Raw genomic sequence first — 17,669 nt, 5'->3', positions numbered from 1 at the left:
AGATCGTTGCCGGAATGTTCACACCATCGCAGGCGCGAAGCCGTCCTTCTGTTTCTTCTTCAGCTTGCCCATGCGCACCAGTTCCACATCTGCCGCCACGACTTTGTACTCGGGGCACATTGTGTCGCCGTCGCAGCCCTGGCCGGTGACGTTGTTCACCATGGCTTCGGGGAAATGGAAGGTCGTGTAGAGCACGCCGGGCTTCACCTCATCCGTGACACGGGCTTCCAGTTCCACCTCGCCACGCGCGCTGAACAGGCGGGTGATGTCTCCGGTGCGGATGCCTTTGCGTTTGGCGTCCTCCGGATTGATGGACAGGAAGTCCTGGCCGACGATGTCGCTGTTGCCCGTGCGGCGCGTCATGGTGCCGCAGTTGTAATGCTCCAGAATGCGTCCGGTGGTGAGGATGAAGGGGAACTCCGCCCCGTTCGTCTTCAGCTCGGTGGATTCCTTCCACGAGAAGAAATGGAAGTGTCCTTTGCCACGGGTGAACTGCTCCTGATGCATGATCTGGGTGTCCACGCCGCCTTCCTTCACCGGCCATTGCAAGCCGTTCACACTCAGGTTCTCCCAGGTGATGCCTTTGAAAAAGGGCACGATTTGCGCGATCTCCGCCAGCACGCCATCCGGCGTGTAGTCCGCCTGGGCCACGCCAAAGCGCTGCAAGACTTCGCACATGATCTGCCCGTCCGGCTTAGTGCCTGCGAGCGGCTTCACGGCGGCATTCACCCGCTGCACACGGCGTTCGGCATTGGTAAAGGTGCCGCTCTTTTCCAGGAAGGACGAGGCAGGCAGGATGACGTCGGCATACTTGGCCGTCTCGGTCATGAAAATCTCCTGCACCACGAGAAACTCCAGGCTCTCCATGGCATGGCGCACGTGGTGGGCATCCGGGTCCGTCTGCACCACATCCTCGCCCATGAGCCACAGCGCCTTCAGCTTGCCCTCGATGGCGGCGTCAAACATCTGCGGAATCTTCCAGCCCGGCTCCGTCGGCGAAGGCACACCGTAGAAGGCTTCATAGCGCTTCTGCACCTCCACATCGGCCATCTCATAATAGCCCGCGCCCTGGTGCGGCTGGCAGCCCATGTCCGCGGCCCCCTGCACATTGTTCTGTCCGCGCAGAGGATTCACGCCCACGCCAGGACGTCCGATATTACCCGTCATCATCGCGAGATTCGAGATCAGCATCACCGTCTTGGCACCCTGCTCATGCTCCGTCACACCGAGGCCATGGAAGCTCATGGCGGCCTCCGCAGAGGCGTATTCGATGGCGGCGGCACGCACGAGATCAAGGCTCACTCCGGTGATCTTTTCCAGCTCTGTCAGATCGAGCGCACGCAGGCCGGTTTCAAACTCCTCCCAGTTTTCGCAGCGCTTCTTCACGAACTCCGTCTTCACCAGACCGGCATCGAGAATGCAGCGCGCAAACATGTTCAGCAGCGCCACATTGGTGCCCGGACGAAGCTGCAAGTGGTGCTTCGCATACGGCACGAGCTCGATCTTGCGCGGATCGATCACGATCAGCGGCGTGCCTTTCATGATGTGCTGCTTCAGCCGCGCACCTGTCACCGGATGTCCTTCGGTCGGATTCGCCCCGATGACCATCACGCAGCGCGTGTGCTCGATGTCTTCATACGAATTCGTCGCCGCACCCGTGCCAAAACTCTTCTGCATGCCCCACGCGGTGGGCGAGTGGCACACGCGCGCGCAGCAGTCGATGTTGTTGGTGCCCATCACATTGCGAATGAACTTCTGCATGAGGTAGTTCTCCTCATTGGTGCAGCGCGCCGAAGAGATGCCCGCCACAGACTGCCCGCCGTTCTCGGCCTTGATGCGCGTCAGATTGGTGAAGATGTGGTCATACGCCTCCTCCCACGTGGACTCCTTGAACTGCCCATCCGGCTGCTTGATCAGCGGCTTGCGCAGGCGGTCTTTGTGATTGTAGAACTTGAAGGCAAAGCGGCCCTTCAGGCAGGTGTGCGCATGGTTCACCTCCGCATCCACGGGGGCCTGAACACTCAGCACCTGATCGCCCTTCGTCGCCACATTCAGATTGCAGCCCACACCGCAGTAGGTGCAGATCGTGCGGGTCTTCTTCGTCGCTTCGATGGACTTGGAGAAAAACACATCGCTGATCGCCGAAGTCGGACAGGCCTGCGAGCACGCACCGCAGGACACACACTCGGAATCCGCAAACGACTCATCCAGTCCCTTGATGATCTTCGCATTGAAGCCACGACCATGCATGGAGAGCACATGCTGCCCTTGGATTTCATCGCAGGCACGCACGCAGCGGGAGCAGTTAATGCACTTCGCCAGCTCGGAAGTCATGTAGGCGTGCGAGTGGTCCTTCTTGCGGTCCAGATGGTTCGCCCCGGCCGGATAGCGCACCTTGCGGATGCCCACCTTCGCCGCCACGGTCTGCAACTCGCAGTTGCCACTGACTTCGCAGGTCAGGCAGTCCAGCGGATGATCCGTCAGCACCAGCTCCACGATGTTCTTGCGCAGCCTGCGCACCTTCGGCGATTCCGTAAAGACATGCATGCCCGCCGTCAACGGCGTATGGCAGGACGCCACCACCCGGCGCGGTCCATCAGGCTGCAAAGCCACCTCCACCGAGCACACACGGCACGCACCATACGGCTCAAGCTGCGGCGCATCACAAAGCGTCGGCACATGCCCCCGCCCGCAATGCCGGTCGATGAAATTGAGAAGCGTGTCGCCTTCATTGAACTGGCAGGCTTCGCCGTCGATGAATGCGGTAAGAGTGGAGAGATCCTTGACCATGGTTGCGCGCGTGGATGGTGGGGGCAGAAGTTTGGGAACAGTTTACTGATAAGAACCGCCTTCGGGAAGGTGTTTTCGCAGGAAATTGATGGGATTTTCAGGCATGAGGGATGGCCTGAAAAGTCCTGCTGCGGGTGTTTACTACGCCCTTGATGCCGCAAGAGATTCCTCGCGATCAGCCCTGACAGCCATGATGACGTCTACCGCATCAAAAGGCTCGGTGCCAGTGAAGACGAGAAAGCCGTCCCGGTCCACAAGCTGCGCGGGCGTCGGCTGGGGAACGCCTTGATCAGGCTCAATGGTCAAAGTGGCATTCATGTACATACCCGAGTCGAACTCAAAGGCACGAGCCACCGCCCGGCAGACGCTTACGCAAGAAATTCATGCGCTTTTCCAAGGGCATGGCGAGCCGGCGACGGATGAGATCAGTGAGGTGCTGATCGCTTTCGGCTTTGAGCGCGTCGAGGACCTCCCGCCGAGTCGGACGGCGGCTTTGAGGGCGACTGGTGCTTGGTTTGCTCATAGAGGGTACGTTGAAGAACTTCCATCACCGCCGCGTCCCGAGGGCGGGCAGCGGCTTGCTTGCTGCCGATAATATCCGCCAGCGAGGCGACAATCAACGGAGCGTTTTCGAGGGTCAGGCGGACGGCGCGCGAGCGGAGACTGCTGAAAGATTTCACACCATCCACCACTGGCATGAAATCAACTTGAAGGCCCAGATCATCATCCACCATGCGATAGAGCCTGGACACCGGGTAGTAGGGACGCAGGATGACGGCCTTCAGCTCTTTCGCCACAGCCTTGAGCTTTCGCATGTTGACCGGCGTGTCACGAAACATGAAATCAAAGTCGAGCGTCGTCACCGGTGCCCCGTGAATGGCCGCGCCCGCATTGCCTATGAGAATGGCCTCAAGCCCATGCTTCTGCATGGCCAGCAGGACTGCTCTTAGCAAGGGCGTTGCGGTCATGGACTCGTCTCAAAATACCCCTTCAGCTCCCCGTCAAAATGCTGCAGCGCATTCTTGATCGGCAGCGGCACACCACCACCGAGGGCGCAGAGGCTGGTCTGCTCCATCGTATCGAGCAGGTCGGTGATGAGTTCGCGGTCGATCTTGAAGTTTGAGTCGGCACGGGCCTTGGCCACGAGTTCCTTGCCGCGCGTGCTGCCGAGGCGGCAGGGGAAGCATTTGCCGCAGCTTTCGTCCGCCGTGAACTGGAACATGTGCTGGATGTATTCGATCATCGGCATGCTTTCCGGGATGCTGACGACGCCAGCGTGGCCGAGGAGGAAGCCGGCTTTTTTGAAGCTTTCAAAATCCACCGTGAGCTCGCCAATGTGAGACATAGGCACGATGCCCCCCAGCGGGCCACCGATCTGCACGGCCTTGATCTTGGTTTTGAAGCCGCCCGCAAGATCGAAGACGGTCTGCAGCGGCGTGCCCATGGCGACTTCGTAGATGCCGGGCTTCACAAAATGCGAATCCAGCGAGAGCAGCTTCGGCCCGGTGGACTGAGGTGTGCCGATCTGTGCATAGGCTTTCCCGCCCATGGTCAAAATGGCGCGGAGATTGGCGAAGGTCTCCACATTGTTGACGATCGTCGGCTTGCGGAAAAGGCCTTCGATGGTGGGAAACGGCGGCCGTGTGCGGACTTCGGGCCGCTGGCCTTCGATGCTTGCGAGCAGCGCGGTCTCCTCTCCGCAGATGTACGCGCCCGCGCCCTTGATGGTCTTGAGCATGTAGTTGAAGCCCGTGCCGAGGATGTTCTTCCCCAGCAGGCCCGCAGCGCGCAGGTCTTCGATGGCTTCGTTGACGATGGTCACTGAATCCGGGTACTCCGCGCGGATGTAGAGGATTCCATTCTCCGCACCGGCATACCAGCCTGCCACCATCATGCCCAGCAGCACGCTGTGCGGCTGCTTTTCCATGAGGTATTTGTCGATATAGGCACCGGGATCTCCCTCGTCGGCATTGCAGACGATGTACTTCACCGCGCCCTCTGCGGCACGGCAGCTGGCCCACTTGAAATGCATCGGGAAGCCCGCACCGCCTCGGCCACGCAGGCCGCTGTCCTTGAGCTCGGCGTTGAGCGCATCACGATTTCCCTCGGTGATCAGCTTCTTGAAGGGCGCATAGTAATCCTCGATGCCTTTGAACTCCGCCGTGAGAATCGCGGGCTGCAGGTGCGAGACCACCGCGTAGCGATCCTCCGCGTCCCCCTTCCCTGTCTTTACCAGGTCCGCCACGGCATCATCGCTCTGGCCGGAGTAATTCTTCCCCTGATACTGAAAAGCGCCGCCCTCATGGCAGCGGCCGAGGCAGCAGATGTGGCCGATCTCCTCCGGCTTGAAATGCGTCTCCAGCGTGTGGTGCAGCTTGTCCTGGGTGCCGGCGCAGAGGCAGGCGCTGCCGTTGCAGAGGAAGATCTTTTTGCCTTCGTTTTCCTTTTTCAGGAAATCGTAGAAGGACACCGCACCCAGCGTGATGGCATCGCCAAAAAGATGGTCCTGGCCCATCTGGTGCACCACCTCGTTCTTTTCAGCCGTGCCCGCCTTTTCGGCGGCATCGACCATGCGTTCAAAGACGTTTTTTTCGACACCTTTGCGAAAAGAGAGGGCACTGAGATTTTTGGACATGCGTTGGTTGGGAAAGATTAACGGTCAAATCCTGCGAATGCATTCTCAAAAATTGAGATTCCACCGCTCTCGCCATGGTCTTTCCCACCCAGGTCCCCTGCCGCTACCGGCCGGGCCGCCGCCCGTCAGCGCTTTTTGCCAAACAGCAAACGCCAGGCATACATGAAGATCAAAGCTCCCGCCACGGCGGTCGCGATTCCCTTCAGGCTGAAGCTTCCAGTCATGTCATGAAATCCCAGCTTATGGCCCAGGTAACCGCCAACGATGCTGCCGATGATCCCGAGCAGCACCGTCGTGATGGGATTGATGCCCTGCCTGCCCGGCATGATGATTTTAGCCAAAACGCCCGCCACCAAACCGAGTGCGGACCAGATGAGGAGTGCTTCCAGTGTCATAAGTGCGCCCATGCTAGCGGCTCGCCCCATCCGGCTCAATTCCATTCCTATCTCTTCTTTGCAACCTCCTGCCAGGCGCTCCAGCCGCCCTTCAGCACAAACGCATTTTCAATGGGCAGCGTCTGCTTGAGGCGTTCCAGGATCTTGCGGCTGGCATCGCATTTGGCCGCGTTGCAATAGACGATGATGGGCTTCTTGTTCGTCTGCAAAGTGTCCAGAAGCCCAAATAACTGATCTTCAAAATGCTGCTCATTCAGCAGCACCGCACCGGGCACATGCCCGGCTTCATACTGCTCCTGGATGCGCGCATCGATCCACAGCACCTGGCCGCCCCAGCGCTCCTGGATGACCTTCATGGACACCTCATCATTCCGCAGCGGCTCCTGCACGAGATACAGCGCGGGAGCACGCGGGTGCCAGACATGGGTGGCCCAGGCCGCCGCAGAGGCGAGAAGCAGCAAAAACGTGGCCTGAAGAATCGCGCGAAGCATGGGCAGCGAGATGATCAGGGCTTGGAAGTCGCGGCGGCAGACGCAGGCGCTGGAGCCCCCTCAGCGGCCGGAGGAGGCTGCGGCTCGGGCTTCTGGGTGATGGTGAAAAAGGCCAGCTGGTTTCGGTACTTGGGGATGCTGCTGTTCGTCTCGATCTTCAGCGCCCCGATGGTGGTTTCCTGCGTGCTGTCAGGCGTCACATTGATGAGGTACTCGCGCCCCTCCTTGATCTCCTTCATCTCAAACTTCACGTTCTGCCGGGTGGGCGTGATTTTGATGATCTTCATCGGCTCTGGTCCGACGATCTTCACCAGACAACCCTTTTTCACCGGCTCATCGCCGATCCACCACTGAAGGTTTTTCGGAATGATGTCCACCACGGCGGGCACATCGAGGATGAAATTGATCTGCCAGTCGGGATTCTTGGGGTCGTCCGTGTTCACCGTCACGAATTTCTCGTGCCTTCCCACAAAGGTGGAAACCTTGAAGGAGGCATGCCCCGTGCCCACCTCCCCGGGCTGATACTCCGCCTTGTCCAGCGTGGCGCTCAGGCAGCTGCAGGCGCTTTCCAGCCCCAAGACCTTCACCACCTTGTCCCCTTTGTTGCGGAATTTGAACGTGGTCTCCACCTCCTCGTCCTCCGGCTTCGGTTTCAGCTCGATCGCAGGCACGTCGAGCGCCAGTTCGGCGTGCACGCAGGCGGTGAACGCAAACAGGAGGAGGGAGAGGCGGCTGGCTGTCATGGAGAAATATAGCACATCCCGCCCCCCCGAATGCAAGGGCTGTTGACGTCCGGGGGCATCCGCGCACTCTGCCCGCCCTATGCGCTTCGCCATCTGCAACGAGACCTACCAGAACTGGACCTTTGAAAAAATGTGCGAGGACGCCGCCGCCGCAGGCTACCACGCAATCGAGCTGGCCCCCTTCACCCTTAAGGAAGACCCGCGCGAACTCACGGTGGAAGAAGCCCTCACGCTCTGCGCCAAGGCCAAGTCCTTCGGCCTGGAAATCCTGGGCCTGCACTGGCTGCTGACGAAGCCCTCATGGTTTCACATCACCACGCCCGATGCGCTCCAGCGCAGGGAAACCGTCAAATTTGGCCGCCATCTCGCGCAGTTCTGCGCTGCCACCGGAGGCCGCATCATGGTCTGGGGCAGCCCGAAGGCCCGCACCACCCTGCCTGAATGGAACTATGAAGACGCCTTCAACCGCGCCGCCGAATGCGTGCGCGGCGTGGCGGAGGAATGCGGCAAATACGGCGTCACCATCGCCATGGAGCCGCTCGCCCGCACCGAGACCAACTTCCTGAATACCGCCGAGGAAACCATCCGCCTCTGCAAGCTCGTGGACCACCCCTCCTGCAAACTGCACCTCGATGTGAAAGCCATGAGCGATGAGTCCAAGTCCATCCCCGACATCATTCGCGACAGCAAGGAATGGACCGTCCACTTCCACACCAACGACGCCAACCTCCGCGGCCCCGGCCAGGGCGCGATCAAGTACGAGCCCATCATCGCCGCCCTCCGTGAGACGAACTACAACGGCTACCTTTCCGTCGAAGTCTTCGACTACACTCCGGATGCACCGACGATTGCACGGCAGAGCATCGCGTATTTGAAGCAGGTGATGGGCCAGTAGCCCCTTCCGCCCCCGCATATCCTGCTCCTCAGACTCAGGCACCGCATCCGGCGATTTGTGAAACGCCGGGTTGCTTAACCCACCTGAGGCTGTCTGCTGTGTCATGTCGCAGCATTTGAGAGGATATTCCTGACCACCCCCATTCTGCCACAACGCATCGCCTTTCTTGGCGACTACCTTCCACGCCTTTGCGGCATCGCCACCTTCACGCACGATCTCAGTGAAGCCATTGCCGCCGCCGCCCCCGCAACCGACTGCTTCGTCGGTGCCGTCAATGACCGCCCGGAGCGCTACGACTACCCGCCACGCGTGCGCTTTGAGATGCAGGAGAAGGATCTCGACTCCTACCGGCGCGCAGCGGATTTTCTGAACTTCAGCAACGCAGACGTCCTCTGCGTGCAGCACGAGTTTGGCATCTACGGCGGCCAGGCGGGAAGTCACTTGCTCGCGCTGCTCAAAGAAGTGCGCATGCCCGTGGTCACCACCCTGCACACCGTCCTGCGCGAGCCCAATGCCGCCCAGCGCAAGGTCATGGAGGAGCTCGTGCGCCGCAGCGACCGCGTGGTCGTCATGGCGCACAAAGGCGCGGAGATCTTGCGCGAGACCTATCAGGTGCCGGACTCCAAGGTGGACATCATCGCCCACGGCATCCCGGACATGCCTTTCGTGGACTCCAGCTGCTACAAGGCGCAATTCGGCGTGGAAGGGCGCAAGGTTCTTCTCACCTTCGGCCTTCTCGGCCCCGGAAAGGGCATTGAGCATGTCATCGAAGCCCTGCCCGAAATCGTGCGTCAGCACCCGAACGTCGTGTATCTCATTCTCGGCGCCACGCATCCGCATCTGATCGCCCATGAGGGGGAGCGCTACCGCCTCAGCCTCGAACGCCTCGCCGAGGACCGTGGTGTCAAAGAGCACGTCATCTTTTACAACCGCTTTGTGTCCCTTGATGACCTCAAGGAATTCATCGGCGCCACGGACATCTACCTCACTCCTTATCTCAATGAAGCGCAGGTGACCTCCGGCACACTCGCGTATGTGTTTGGCGCAGGCAAAGCCGTCGTCTCCACTCCCTACTGGCACGCGCAGGAGCTGCTGGCAGATGAGCGCGGTGTGCTCGTGCCCTTCCGCAATCCCGCCGCCATTTCCTCAGCCGTCTGCGGCCTGCTCGATGATCCGGCACGCATGGAAAAAATCCGCCACGATGCCCATGCCATGGGCCGCGAGATGATCTGGCCCGCCGTGGCCCATCGCTACCTGGAATCCTTCCAGCATGCACGCGCGGACCGCAAAGCCATACCGCGCACCGCCTTTGCCGGATGGACCCTGGAAAACCGACCGTACGAACTGCCACCGCTGCGCCTCGACCACGTCATCCGCATGAGCGATGGCACCGGGATCTTCCAGCACGCCATCTTCAATGTGCCGAATTTCCACGAAGGCTACTGCACCGACGACAACGCCCGCGCCTTCATCCTCTGCAGCATGCTCGATGAACTCGGCGGCCAGCCACCTGCGGAAAATCTCGGCAGGCTCGCCACCAGCTACCTCGCCTTCCTCGCCGCCGCGCTCGACTATAAGACCGGGCGCTTTCGCAATTTCATGAGCCATGGCCGCCAGTGGCTCGAAGCCGCCGGCAGCGAAGACAGCCACGCCCGCGCCCTGTGGGCGGCTGGCATCGGCGCTGGCCGCTCGCGCAATGACGGCCACAGCCGCCTCTCCGCCCAGTTGTTTGAGCGCGGCCTTGCGGCGGTGACAGACTTCACCTCCCCGCGCGCCTGGAGTTTCACCCTCCTCGGCATTCACGAATTCCTGCGCCGCTTCCCCAGCAACACCGCCATCAGCGCCATGCGCGTCACCCTCACCGGCCGCCTCGTCGCTCTTTGGAATGCCTGCTCCACCGAGCACTGGCCCTGGTTTGAAGACAGCGTCACGTATGAAAACGCACGCTTCTGCCAGGCGCTCATCTTCAGCGGCCAGTGGCTGCCAGATCCCGCGGCGCTGGAGATCGGCCTCAAGTCCCTGCGCTGGCTCGTTTCCATCCAGAAGACCCAGTCCGGATGCTTCCGCCCCATCGGCAGCAATGGCTTCTATCAGCGCGATGGCGCGCGTGCCGACTTCGATCAGCAGCCGCTCGAAGCCCAGGCCATGGTCGCCGCCTGCAATGAAGCCTTCCGCGCCACCCAGGACAGTTCCTGGACCCGCGAGGCCCGCCGCGCCTTCGAATGGTTTCTCGGCCGCAATGACCTCGGCCTGCCGCTTTATGATTTCACCACCGGTGGCTGCGGCGATGGCTTGCACCACGACCGCGTGAATGAAAACCAGGGAGCCGAGTCCACCCTCGCCTTCCACCTTGCCCTCGCAGAGATGAACTGTGCCGAGCACCTGACCACACCGCCGCCACACAATTCATGAGTTCCGTCCGCATCCTACGTCACGACATCGCCCTTCTCCCGGAGTGCGGACGCGTCATCATCCGCCCCTTCATTCCCGGCAAGCCGGAGATCAAGGCCAACATCCTCGCCCGCGCCCTCGCTTTGAACGAAGCTGAGGCCGACCTCCAGCTGCAGGAGATTCTTGTCGAATTCGCCTCCCGCCATTTCGACATCGAGTCCCTCCTGCTCTCCCATTACGAAAAGGTGCGCCACAATATCGAAGGTCAGCCCACCCTCTCCCGCGTACGCCAGCTTCTCATCGGCGCCCTCTTCTCCGGCGAATACTCGCTGGAGTCCGCCGCCCTCTTCAATCCCTCCATGGTTCCGCACCCGGATCAGAGCGGTGTCATGGCCGGCGGCATGCGTTTCATCATGAGCCTGCGCGCCACCGGCGAAGGCCACATCTCCTCCATCGAGTTCCGCACCGGCATCATCGCTCCGGAAGGAAACATCAGCATCGAGCCCGTCTCCCGCTTTGTCTCCCTTCCAGAAGTGGTCCCCAATCCCACCTACAAGAAATCGCGCTTCATCACCAAACTCCAGGAGATGGGCTTCACGGGCATCCACGCCGCCGCCGTCATGGAGCCTCTGGCCGAAGCCTTTACCCTCCATGAGCTCGATGCCAGCATGCAGCGCGTGCGCCGCGAAACCAAAACGGCCGGCCCCGAACTCCGCCGCGCCCTCGAGTGCTTCCGCTGGCTGGCCGACTCCAACTACGAGCTGAACTTCTCCTCCAAGCTCGCCCTCAGCGAACGCATCATCTTCCCCGTCTCCCCCAATGAGACCAACGGCATCGAAGACGCCCGCTTCGTCCGCTTCATCGAAGACGATGGCTCGGTGATGTACTACGCCACCTACACCGCCTACAACGGCCGCGCCATCCTGCCCCAGCTCATCGAGACCCAGGACTTCCTGCACTTCCGCGTCCTCACCCTCAATGGCACGGCCGTGCAAAACAAAGGCATGGCCCTCTTCCCACGCCGCATCGGCGGCCGCTACGCCATGCTCTCACGCCAGGATGACGAAAACCTCTTCATCATGTTCTCCGACAGCCCTCATCATTGGAGCGATCCCCAGGTCATCCTGCGCCCCTCCCAGATGTGGGAATCCGTCAAAATCGGCAACTGCGGTTCTCCCATCGAAACATCCGCAGGCTGGCTCGTCATCACCCACGGCGTCGGCCCCATGCGCAAATACTGCATCGGCGCGGTGCTCCTTGATCTCAACGATCCCACTCAGGTCATCGGCCGCCTGCGCGAGCCCCTCCTCTCCCCGGAAGGTCATGAACGCGAAGGCTACGTGCCCAACGTCGTATACAGCTGCGGCTCCATGCTCCACGGCCCCGAGTTGATTCTTCCCTACGCCATGAGCGACAAGGCCTCTGCCATCGCCACCATTCAGCTGGACGAACTGCTGGCAGCACTGAAAGCAAGCGGGAGCTGATCGCCCCGCCCCTCCCTTCACCCAAAAAAAGCGGGATGACCTTTCGGCCATCCCGCGTGTGTTTGAAATCAACTGACCCCGGCCGCCTTATTCCTTCGGCTTGTCAGGAGCCGGTGCTGGAGGAGCAGGTGGCGGAGCCGGGGCATCGCCTTCGGCTGGAGGACGACGGAAGCCGCCCTGACCTTCTCCGGGAGGGCCGCCTGCACCGCCAGGGGCGCCGCCGCCTTCACCGGGACGGCCCATGCCACCGCGGTTGCGCATCATTTCGCGCATTTTTTCCATAGCCTTGATGTACTCGTCTTCGGAGATGCTGCCGTTGCCGTCCGCATCCATGCGTTTGAAGTTTTCCTTGGGATCTCCAAACATGCCGCCACCGCGCTGGCCGCCTTCACCGCCGGGGCGCACGCCCTGGCCTGGCTGGCCGCCAGGAGGTCCGCCGGGGCTGCCGCCTTCGCCACCTGGTGGACGACGGAAGCCGCTGCCGCCGCCTTCACCACCGGGAGGTCCGCCTTCCGGACGGCGCATGCCCTGTCCGCCTGGGCCGCCCTGACCACCCTGCCCGCCTTGGCGCATCATCTGGGTCATCTTGCCGATCTCGTCCTGGTCCACAAAGCCGTCCTTGTTGCCGTCCATGCGGCCAAAGCGCTCTTCGCTCTCCTTCTTGCCGAGGGCGTCGAATTCTTCCTTGCTGATCTTGCCGTCACTGTTGGCATCTGCGCGTTTGATGAATTCCGCGATGCGTGCACCGGGATCGCCACCACCACCGCCGGGGCCGCCAGGGCCGCCCTGAGGCCTGCCGCCGGGAGGAGGACCACCTTCAGGTGGTGGTCCTTTGGGAGCGTCCTGAGCGCTGGAGAGGCAGGTCAGGCTCAGAATGCTGAACCCGTAGAGGAATGTTTTTTTAAGTTTCATGTCGTGCGTTTGTTTGGTTAGTGAGAGCACCACGGCTCAAACAGACCCCCGTCAGATTGGTTGCAAAGTTTGCAGAAAAAAATTACGCCAGTTCCGCCAGCAGCGCCTGGTTCAGGCTCACACCCGCGATGAAATTCTCGATCGGGAAGTTCTCATTCGGCGCGTGCGCCTGGCAGTCCGGCAGCGCCAGTCCCAGCAGCAGGGTGTCCGCATTCAGCACGTCTTTGAATGCCTGCACGATGGGGATGCTGCCGCCTTCACGGATGAGGGCGGTCTTGTCTCCAAACACCTTTTTCAGCGCACGCTGGGCTGCGGTGCCGAGGGGGGAATGCGGGTCCATGAGGTACGGCATTCCCGTGTGCCCGGGCTTGATCTCAATGCGGACGCCCTTCGGCAGATGCGCGTGGAGGTGCGCGGAGACACGCTGCAAGATCACATCCGGCTGCTGGTCAGGGACGAGGCGGCAGGAGAGCTTCACAAATGCCTCGCGGCCGATCACCGTCTTCGAGCCTTCCCCCTGATAGCCACCGCCGATGCCGTTCACCTCCGCCGTGGGCCGTGCCCAGCGGCGCTCGCGCTCCGTGTAGCCCGGCTCGCCAAACAGCGCGGGTGAGCCGGTGAGCTCCAGCATTTCGGCATCGCCATCGCCCAGATCCGCCCAGGCCTTCCGCTCCCAGTCGGCGATCGGGCGCACCCCGTCGTAGAAGCCTTCAATCATCACCCGGCCCTCGGCATCGTGCAGCGTGGCGGTGAGCCGCGCGATGGCCGTCACCGGATTGGCGATGGCCCCACCGAAGATGCCGCTGTGCAGATCGATCGACGGCCCGTAAATCTTGGCCTCCAGGCACGCGATGCCGCGCAGTCCGTACGTAAATGTGCCCACCCCCGGCGCCACCATGCCTGTGTCTGAAATGGCCACCACATCGCACTTCAGCAGGTCCTGATTTTGCTGTAAAAACGGCTTCAAATTCGGGCTACCGATTTCCTCTTCTCCTTCAAAGAGAATCGTCAGATTCACCGGTAGGTCCGCATGCTGCGCCAGCGTTTCCGCCAGGCCCTGCATGTGCGCCATCAGCTGCCCTTTGTTGTCCGTGGCTCCGCGGCAAAAGATGCGGCCATCACGGATCGTCGGCTCAAACGCCGGAGACTTCCACTCTCCCAGCGGCTCCGCGGGCTGCACATCGTAGTGCCCATACAGCAGCACCGTGCGGCGTCCGGCAATGTGCTTGTTCTTCGCCACGAGCACCGGATGTCCCGGCGTTTCATGCAAATCTCCCACCAGCCCCATCTCCCGCACCTTGCTCAGCAGCCACTCCGCGCAGGCCCGCGTGTCAGCGCGGCGGGTGGAGTCAGTGGAGACGGAGGGGAATCGGAGGCAGGTAAGGAGGTTGTCGAGGCCGGGAGGGTTCATGGGTAAGGAGCAATGACGAACGCAGTCCACAGTAGGTCAAGCTCTGCCATCAAAGCAAATTCGTCCTCGTCCTCAATTCGGCGGCATCTCAAAATCGAAACGATGCCTCTCCCTGGCTGCCCTCCGTCAGCAGGCCGCCACAGGCCCGGCGGGTTCAGGGCTTGGCCTCCTTGAAGTTGCTCGGCCATGCGCCACCTGCGATGTCGTAACTCACATTTTCAGTTTTGTTTCGTTTCCACCATTCACTCAGGCTGTCCTTCGGTCCATTGAGATGAACGGTTCCCGGCTGCCTGCATTCCACCAGTTCTGAGACCTGCTCGTCCGCAACAACGCAGCCCATCATGGCTGGAACTTTGAGTGTGGAGGCACTGTAGCGGGCAACGCCCAGTTTGAATGCTGCTTGATCAGTAAACCAAAGCCCGCACAGCGCATACAACTGCCCAGGCAGTGTCGCCTCCTGCAATAGAACCTTGAAAGCCGCGTCTGCATCTTCCTCCTTCAGCAAGATTTGAAATGAGCGAACAACCTCGGGGGTCGTTCCCGCAAATCCCACGGCAGAATCATAGAACTTGTCAGCCTCCTTCAAGACCCGAAATGCTTTTTGTCCCCGGCTGGTCAGCCCAGGTGCGGAGTCTGTGCAAGCTGTAAGCGTCAACAGCCAGATGAGCAGAAGAAGCTTTTTCATAGGATCGTCTCAATCTTTTTTACATCCCTTCAACGGCTACAAGTTCGAGAAGGCGCGAACACGCCCACACAGCCCCACATCCTCACTTCAGCTTCTTCACCTCAATCTCCCCCACACTCCCCTTCCCTCCATAGAGGTTCAGCAGGATCCCGGCTTTCGGGCCCTGGGTGAGTTCGGTTTTAAGCTCGATCACGGCTTTGTCATTCACCATGACGGTGAGCTTGTCCCCTTTGGATTCAAAGGCCACGCGCTGCCATTCTTTGGCGGCATCCACGCGGGTGTTGGCGGCTTTGAGATTGGTCTGGCTTTCCACATCGCGCACGGCAACCACGCCGGTCGGCGTCACAGCGATGTTGATCTTGCGCTGCGCCCCGGGACGTTCTCCAGGCGTGTAAAAGCCGAAAGCGATCCATGAGCAGGCCCAGGGCTTGACCAGCAGCTGGATGGAGGCGTCCTCGACCGGGGCATCAAAGGCACGCCAGATCACCGCGCCCTTGGCGGCCGCCTGATCCATGACGAGCGCACCGGTGGCTGTCTCAAACTTTGCCGCTTCCTCGCCTTTGGGAAAGATCCACTTCTCATCCAGCTTCTCCGCCTTGAAGTCATCGGCCAGGATGACATCCCCCTTCAGCCTCATGGCCTTCGGCGGCTTCTTCTCCGCCGCATGCGCGGCGGTGGTGGCGGCAAGCAGCAGGCAGAGAAAGAGGCGGAGTTTCATGGCTGGCGGAGGTCTTGAAGTTAGTGCTTCACCTCTCCTTCCGGACCATGCGTGGGCGGGCGGAAAAAGAGAAGCAGCAGCACGATGCCCGCCAGCGCCATGCCGGTCGGCACCAGGAAAAGCTTGTGGTAGTCCACAACGCCGTCCTGCGTGTAGCTGGCGATCAGCTGGGGGAAAAGCTTGCTGGCCACCACCATGCCGATGCCAAGGATCAGCAGATTGAAAAGCCCCTGTGCGCTGGAGCGGATGTCCTTCGGAAACACGGCGTCCACAAAGATGTACACCGTCACAAAGAAGAAGGCGTAGCAGATGCCGTGCAGCACCTGCACCGCAATGATGAGCCACTGATTCTCCGGCGTACCGAAGAAGGCAAAGATCCCAAAGCGCACCGCGTGGCCGATGATGCCGATGATCAGCGTGGGCTTCCAGCCAAGCTTCTTGAGCACCGTGCCGAGAACCAGCATCGTCAGAATTTCCGCCACCTGACCGATGCTGCTCACCACCATGCTCATGTTCGCAGAGATGCCGACCTTTTGCAGGAATCCGTCGATCACCACGAAGTAGCCGTTGTGGATGGTCGAGTCGATGAAAGTGACGATGAAAAGGATCAGCACGAAAGGATTGCCCAGCAGCTTCAGCGCCTTGAGCCAGGCCACCTTGTCCTCTTCACCCGCAGCCTTGCGCGGCGGTGTGTGCGGCAGAGTCAGGCTGAACGCCGCCAGCACCAGCGAGATGATGCCCGCCACGATGAACACCCACTTCGTCTCCGAAGCGCCTGCCTTCTCGCTGAGCAGAAAGATGAAGGGCCAGCTCACGATGATCCAGCCGATGGTGCCGCCCATGCGCACAAAGCCAAAGTCCTTGGCCGGGTCCTTGAGATTGGCGAAGGCCAGAGAATTCGTGACGGAAATCGTGGGGACATACAGAAGGCAGTAGATGACGAAGCAGGCGAAGAAGGGCCAGAAGCTGGTCTGAAACGCCGTGGCGATGAGTGCAAGGCCGCCGATCACATGGCTGAAGGCCAGAAAGCGCTCGGCGGAAAAGTTGCGGTCGGCAAACTGGTTGCTGAAGAAGATGCCCACGATGGAGGCGATGCCGAAGGAGCTGCCCACCAGCCACTGCTGATCCGGCGTAAAACCCAGCATCCCCATATAAGAGAAGATCTTGATCTGCCACGCCCCCCAGATCGCGATTTCAAGGATCATCATGAGGAACAGCTTGAACTTGATGGACGATTGCGCGGCGGAGTCAGTCATAAAAGAGTGGCCGCGAGGCTAGGGAGAGCGCCACATCTTGGCAAGGACAAAACCACTCCCAGCTTGAGCCGGGCAAATCCCGGTGATATTTAGAAAGATTATGGTCCGCAAAATCGTCCGCTATCCAGAACCCGTCCTCCGCGCCAAGTGCCGTCCCGTGACCGAAGTCACGCCCGAAATCCGCACTCTGGCCGCTGACATGCTGGAAACGATGAAGGACGCCAACGGCGTCGGCCTGGCCGCCCCCCAGGTGGCCGAGGACATCCAGCTCGCCGTCATCGACGTCTCCCACAATCCCGACTGCATCACCTTCATGAAGGTCAATGGCCAGGAAGTGGACATGGTGACGCACATGCCCGTCATCTTTATCAATCCCCAGCTCGATCTCGGCAAGGACAAGGAAGTCGGCGAAGAAGGCTGCCTCAGCTTCCCCCGCCTGCGCGGAGACGTCCGCCGCTCCAGCGAGATCAAGGTCACCTACACCGACCTCGACGGCAAAACCGTCACCGTGGAAACCGACGGCCTCCTCGCCCGCGCCTTTCAGCACGAGATCGACCACCTCAACGGCATCCTCTTCATCGACCGCCTCAACGCCGTCGCCAAAGTCGGCATGAAGCGCAGGCTCGCCCGCCTCATGCAGGAGTGGGAAGAGGACGACGAATAGGCATTGCAGCAAAACTCCAGGCAGCATGTGCGGGAGCTGCCTGGCCGCATGCACGGAAGCACTGCATCCCAGAGCATGGTTTTGTTGGTTTCAGCCTTGAAACGGAAACGCATGGAACGGCGCTCCCACCTCACCCTCTTTGACATGAGCTTTTCTCAACCTCCGTGCAGAGTGTGAACTCGGGAGCCGAAAGTTTCGC

The 17,669-nt window shown here is 60.9% G+C and carries 16 protein-coding genes; 4 read left to right on the top strand and 12 right to left on the bottom strand.

Going from position 1 to position 17,669, the window contains the following annotated elements; translation table 11 throughout:
• Window positions 1–18: 18 nt before the first annotated feature.
• The 7 genes from fdhF to ACILSR_RS03585 all read right to left on the bottom strand — a co-directional run bounded on the left by fdhF (window position 19) and on the right by ACILSR_RS03585 (window position 7,054).
• Window positions 19–2,790 carry a formate dehydrogenase subunit alpha gene (fdhF, locus tag ACILSR_RS03615; RefSeq protein WP_395748360.1) on the bottom strand — a complete coding sequence of 924 codons (2,772 nt, stop codon included), beginning with the start codon at window positions 2,788–2,790 and terminating at the stop codon, window positions 19–21.
• Between the two features lie 141 nt (window positions 2,791–2,931).
• Window positions 2,932–3,108, bottom strand: coding sequence for a hypothetical protein (locus ACILSR_RS03610; RefSeq protein WP_395748359.1), 177 nt, complete (start codon window positions 3,106–3,108; stop codon window positions 2,932–2,934).
• Window positions 3,109–3,215: 107 nt separating this feature from the next.
• Window positions 3,216–3,758, bottom strand: a complete 543-nt coding sequence (locus ACILSR_RS03605; protein ID WP_395748358.1) for a hypothetical protein — start codon at window positions 3,756–3,758, stop codon at window positions 3,216–3,218.
• On the bottom strand, window positions 3,755–5,425 hold the full coding sequence (locus ACILSR_RS03600) for an NADH-ubiquinone oxidoreductase-F iron-sulfur binding region domain-containing protein (protein WP_395748357.1): 1,671 nt from the start codon (window positions 5,423–5,425) through the stop codon (window positions 3,755–3,757). Before ACILSR_RS03600 ends, ACILSR_RS03605 begins: the two co-directional genes overlap by 4 nt.
• A 125-nt stretch (window positions 5,426–5,550) precedes the next feature.
• Window positions 5,551–5,820, bottom strand: a complete 270-nt coding sequence (locus ACILSR_RS03595) for a GlsB/YeaQ/YmgE family stress response membrane protein (protein ID WP_395748356.1) — start codon at window positions 5,818–5,820, stop codon at window positions 5,551–5,553.
• A gap of 47 nt (window positions 5,821–5,867) precedes the next feature.
• Window positions 5,868–6,311, bottom strand: a complete 444-nt coding sequence (locus tag ACILSR_RS03590; RefSeq protein WP_395748355.1) for a rhodanese-like domain-containing protein — start codon at window positions 6,309–6,311, stop codon at window positions 5,868–5,870.
• Window positions 6,312–6,325: 14 nt separating this feature from the next.
• Window positions 6,326–7,054: a DUF1573 domain-containing protein gene (locus ACILSR_RS03585; protein WP_395748354.1), complete on the bottom strand. Its 729-nt coding sequence runs from the start codon at window positions 7,052–7,054 to the stop codon at window positions 6,326–6,328.
• 79 nt (window positions 7,055–7,133) lie between these two features.
• Between ACILSR_RS03585 and ACILSR_RS03580 the strand changes: the two genes are divergently transcribed.
• The 3 genes from ACILSR_RS03580 to ACILSR_RS03570 all read left to right on the top strand — a co-directional run bounded on the left by ACILSR_RS03580 (window position 7,134) and on the right by ACILSR_RS03570 (window position 11,824).
• Window positions 7,134–7,949, top strand: a complete 816-nt coding sequence (locus ACILSR_RS03580; protein WP_395748353.1) for a sugar phosphate isomerase/epimerase family protein — start codon at window positions 7,134–7,136, stop codon at window positions 7,947–7,949.
• A gap of 129 nt (window positions 7,950–8,078) precedes the next feature.
• Window positions 8,079–10,361: a glycosyltransferase family 4 protein gene (locus tag ACILSR_RS03575; protein ID WP_395748525.1), complete on the top strand. Its 2,283-nt coding sequence runs from the start codon at window positions 8,079–8,081 to the stop codon at window positions 10,359–10,361.
• Window positions 10,358–11,824: a glycoside hydrolase family 130 protein gene (locus ACILSR_RS03570; RefSeq protein WP_395748352.1), complete on the top strand. Its 1,467-nt coding sequence runs from the start codon at window positions 10,358–10,360 to the stop codon at window positions 11,822–11,824. The genes ACILSR_RS03575 and ACILSR_RS03570 overlap by 4 nt, the downstream gene beginning before the upstream one ends.
• Before the next feature lie 87 nt (window positions 11,825–11,911).
• Here the strand turns inward: ACILSR_RS03570 and ACILSR_RS03565 are convergent, their stop codons facing one another.
• The 5 genes from ACILSR_RS03565 to ACILSR_RS03545 all read right to left on the bottom strand — a co-directional run bounded on the left by ACILSR_RS03565 (window position 11,912) and on the right by ACILSR_RS03545 (window position 16,806).
• On the bottom strand, window positions 11,912–12,736 hold the full coding sequence (locus ACILSR_RS03565; protein WP_395748351.1) for a hypothetical protein: 825 nt from the start codon (window positions 12,734–12,736) through the stop codon (window positions 11,912–11,914).
• An 82-nt stretch (window positions 12,737–12,818) separates the two neighbouring features.
• Window positions 12,819–14,147 (bottom strand): dipeptidase, encoded by a 1,329-nt coding sequence (locus tag ACILSR_RS03560; RefSeq protein ID WP_395748350.1) that lies wholly within the window; start codon window positions 14,145–14,147, stop codon window positions 12,819–12,821.
• 154 nt (window positions 14,148–14,301) lie between these two features.
• Window positions 14,302–14,832: a hypothetical protein gene (locus tag ACILSR_RS03555; protein ID WP_395748349.1), complete on the bottom strand. Its 531-nt coding sequence runs from the start codon at window positions 14,830–14,832 to the stop codon at window positions 14,302–14,304.
• A gap of 82 nt (window positions 14,833–14,914) precedes the next feature.
• Window positions 14,915–15,550: a hypothetical protein gene (locus tag ACILSR_RS03550; protein ID WP_395748348.1), complete on the bottom strand. Its 636-nt coding sequence runs from the start codon at window positions 15,548–15,550 to the stop codon at window positions 14,915–14,917.
• A gap of 20 nt (window positions 15,551–15,570) precedes the next feature.
• On the bottom strand, window positions 15,571–16,806 hold the full coding sequence (locus ACILSR_RS03545) for a nucleoside permease (protein WP_395748347.1): 1,236 nt from the start codon (window positions 16,804–16,806) through the stop codon (window positions 15,571–15,573).
• Between the two features lie 100 nt (window positions 16,807–16,906).
• On the opposite strand from ACILSR_RS03545, the gene def reads away from it, so the two are divergent.
• Entirely contained in the window at window positions 16,907–17,470 is a 564-nt protein-coding gene (gene def, locus ACILSR_RS03540) for a peptide deformylase (protein WP_395748346.1), read from the top strand.
• The last annotated feature ends 199 nt before the right edge of the window (window positions 17,471–17,669 follow it).

The organism is Prosthecobacter sp., from assembly GCF_044222565.1.
Taxonomy (GTDB): Bacteria; Verrucomicrobiota; Verrucomicrobiia; order Verrucomicrobiales; family Verrucomicrobiaceae; genus Prosthecobacter.
Note: the sequence above shows the minus strand (reverse complement) of the source record. Positions and strands in the feature narration are given on the sequence as shown.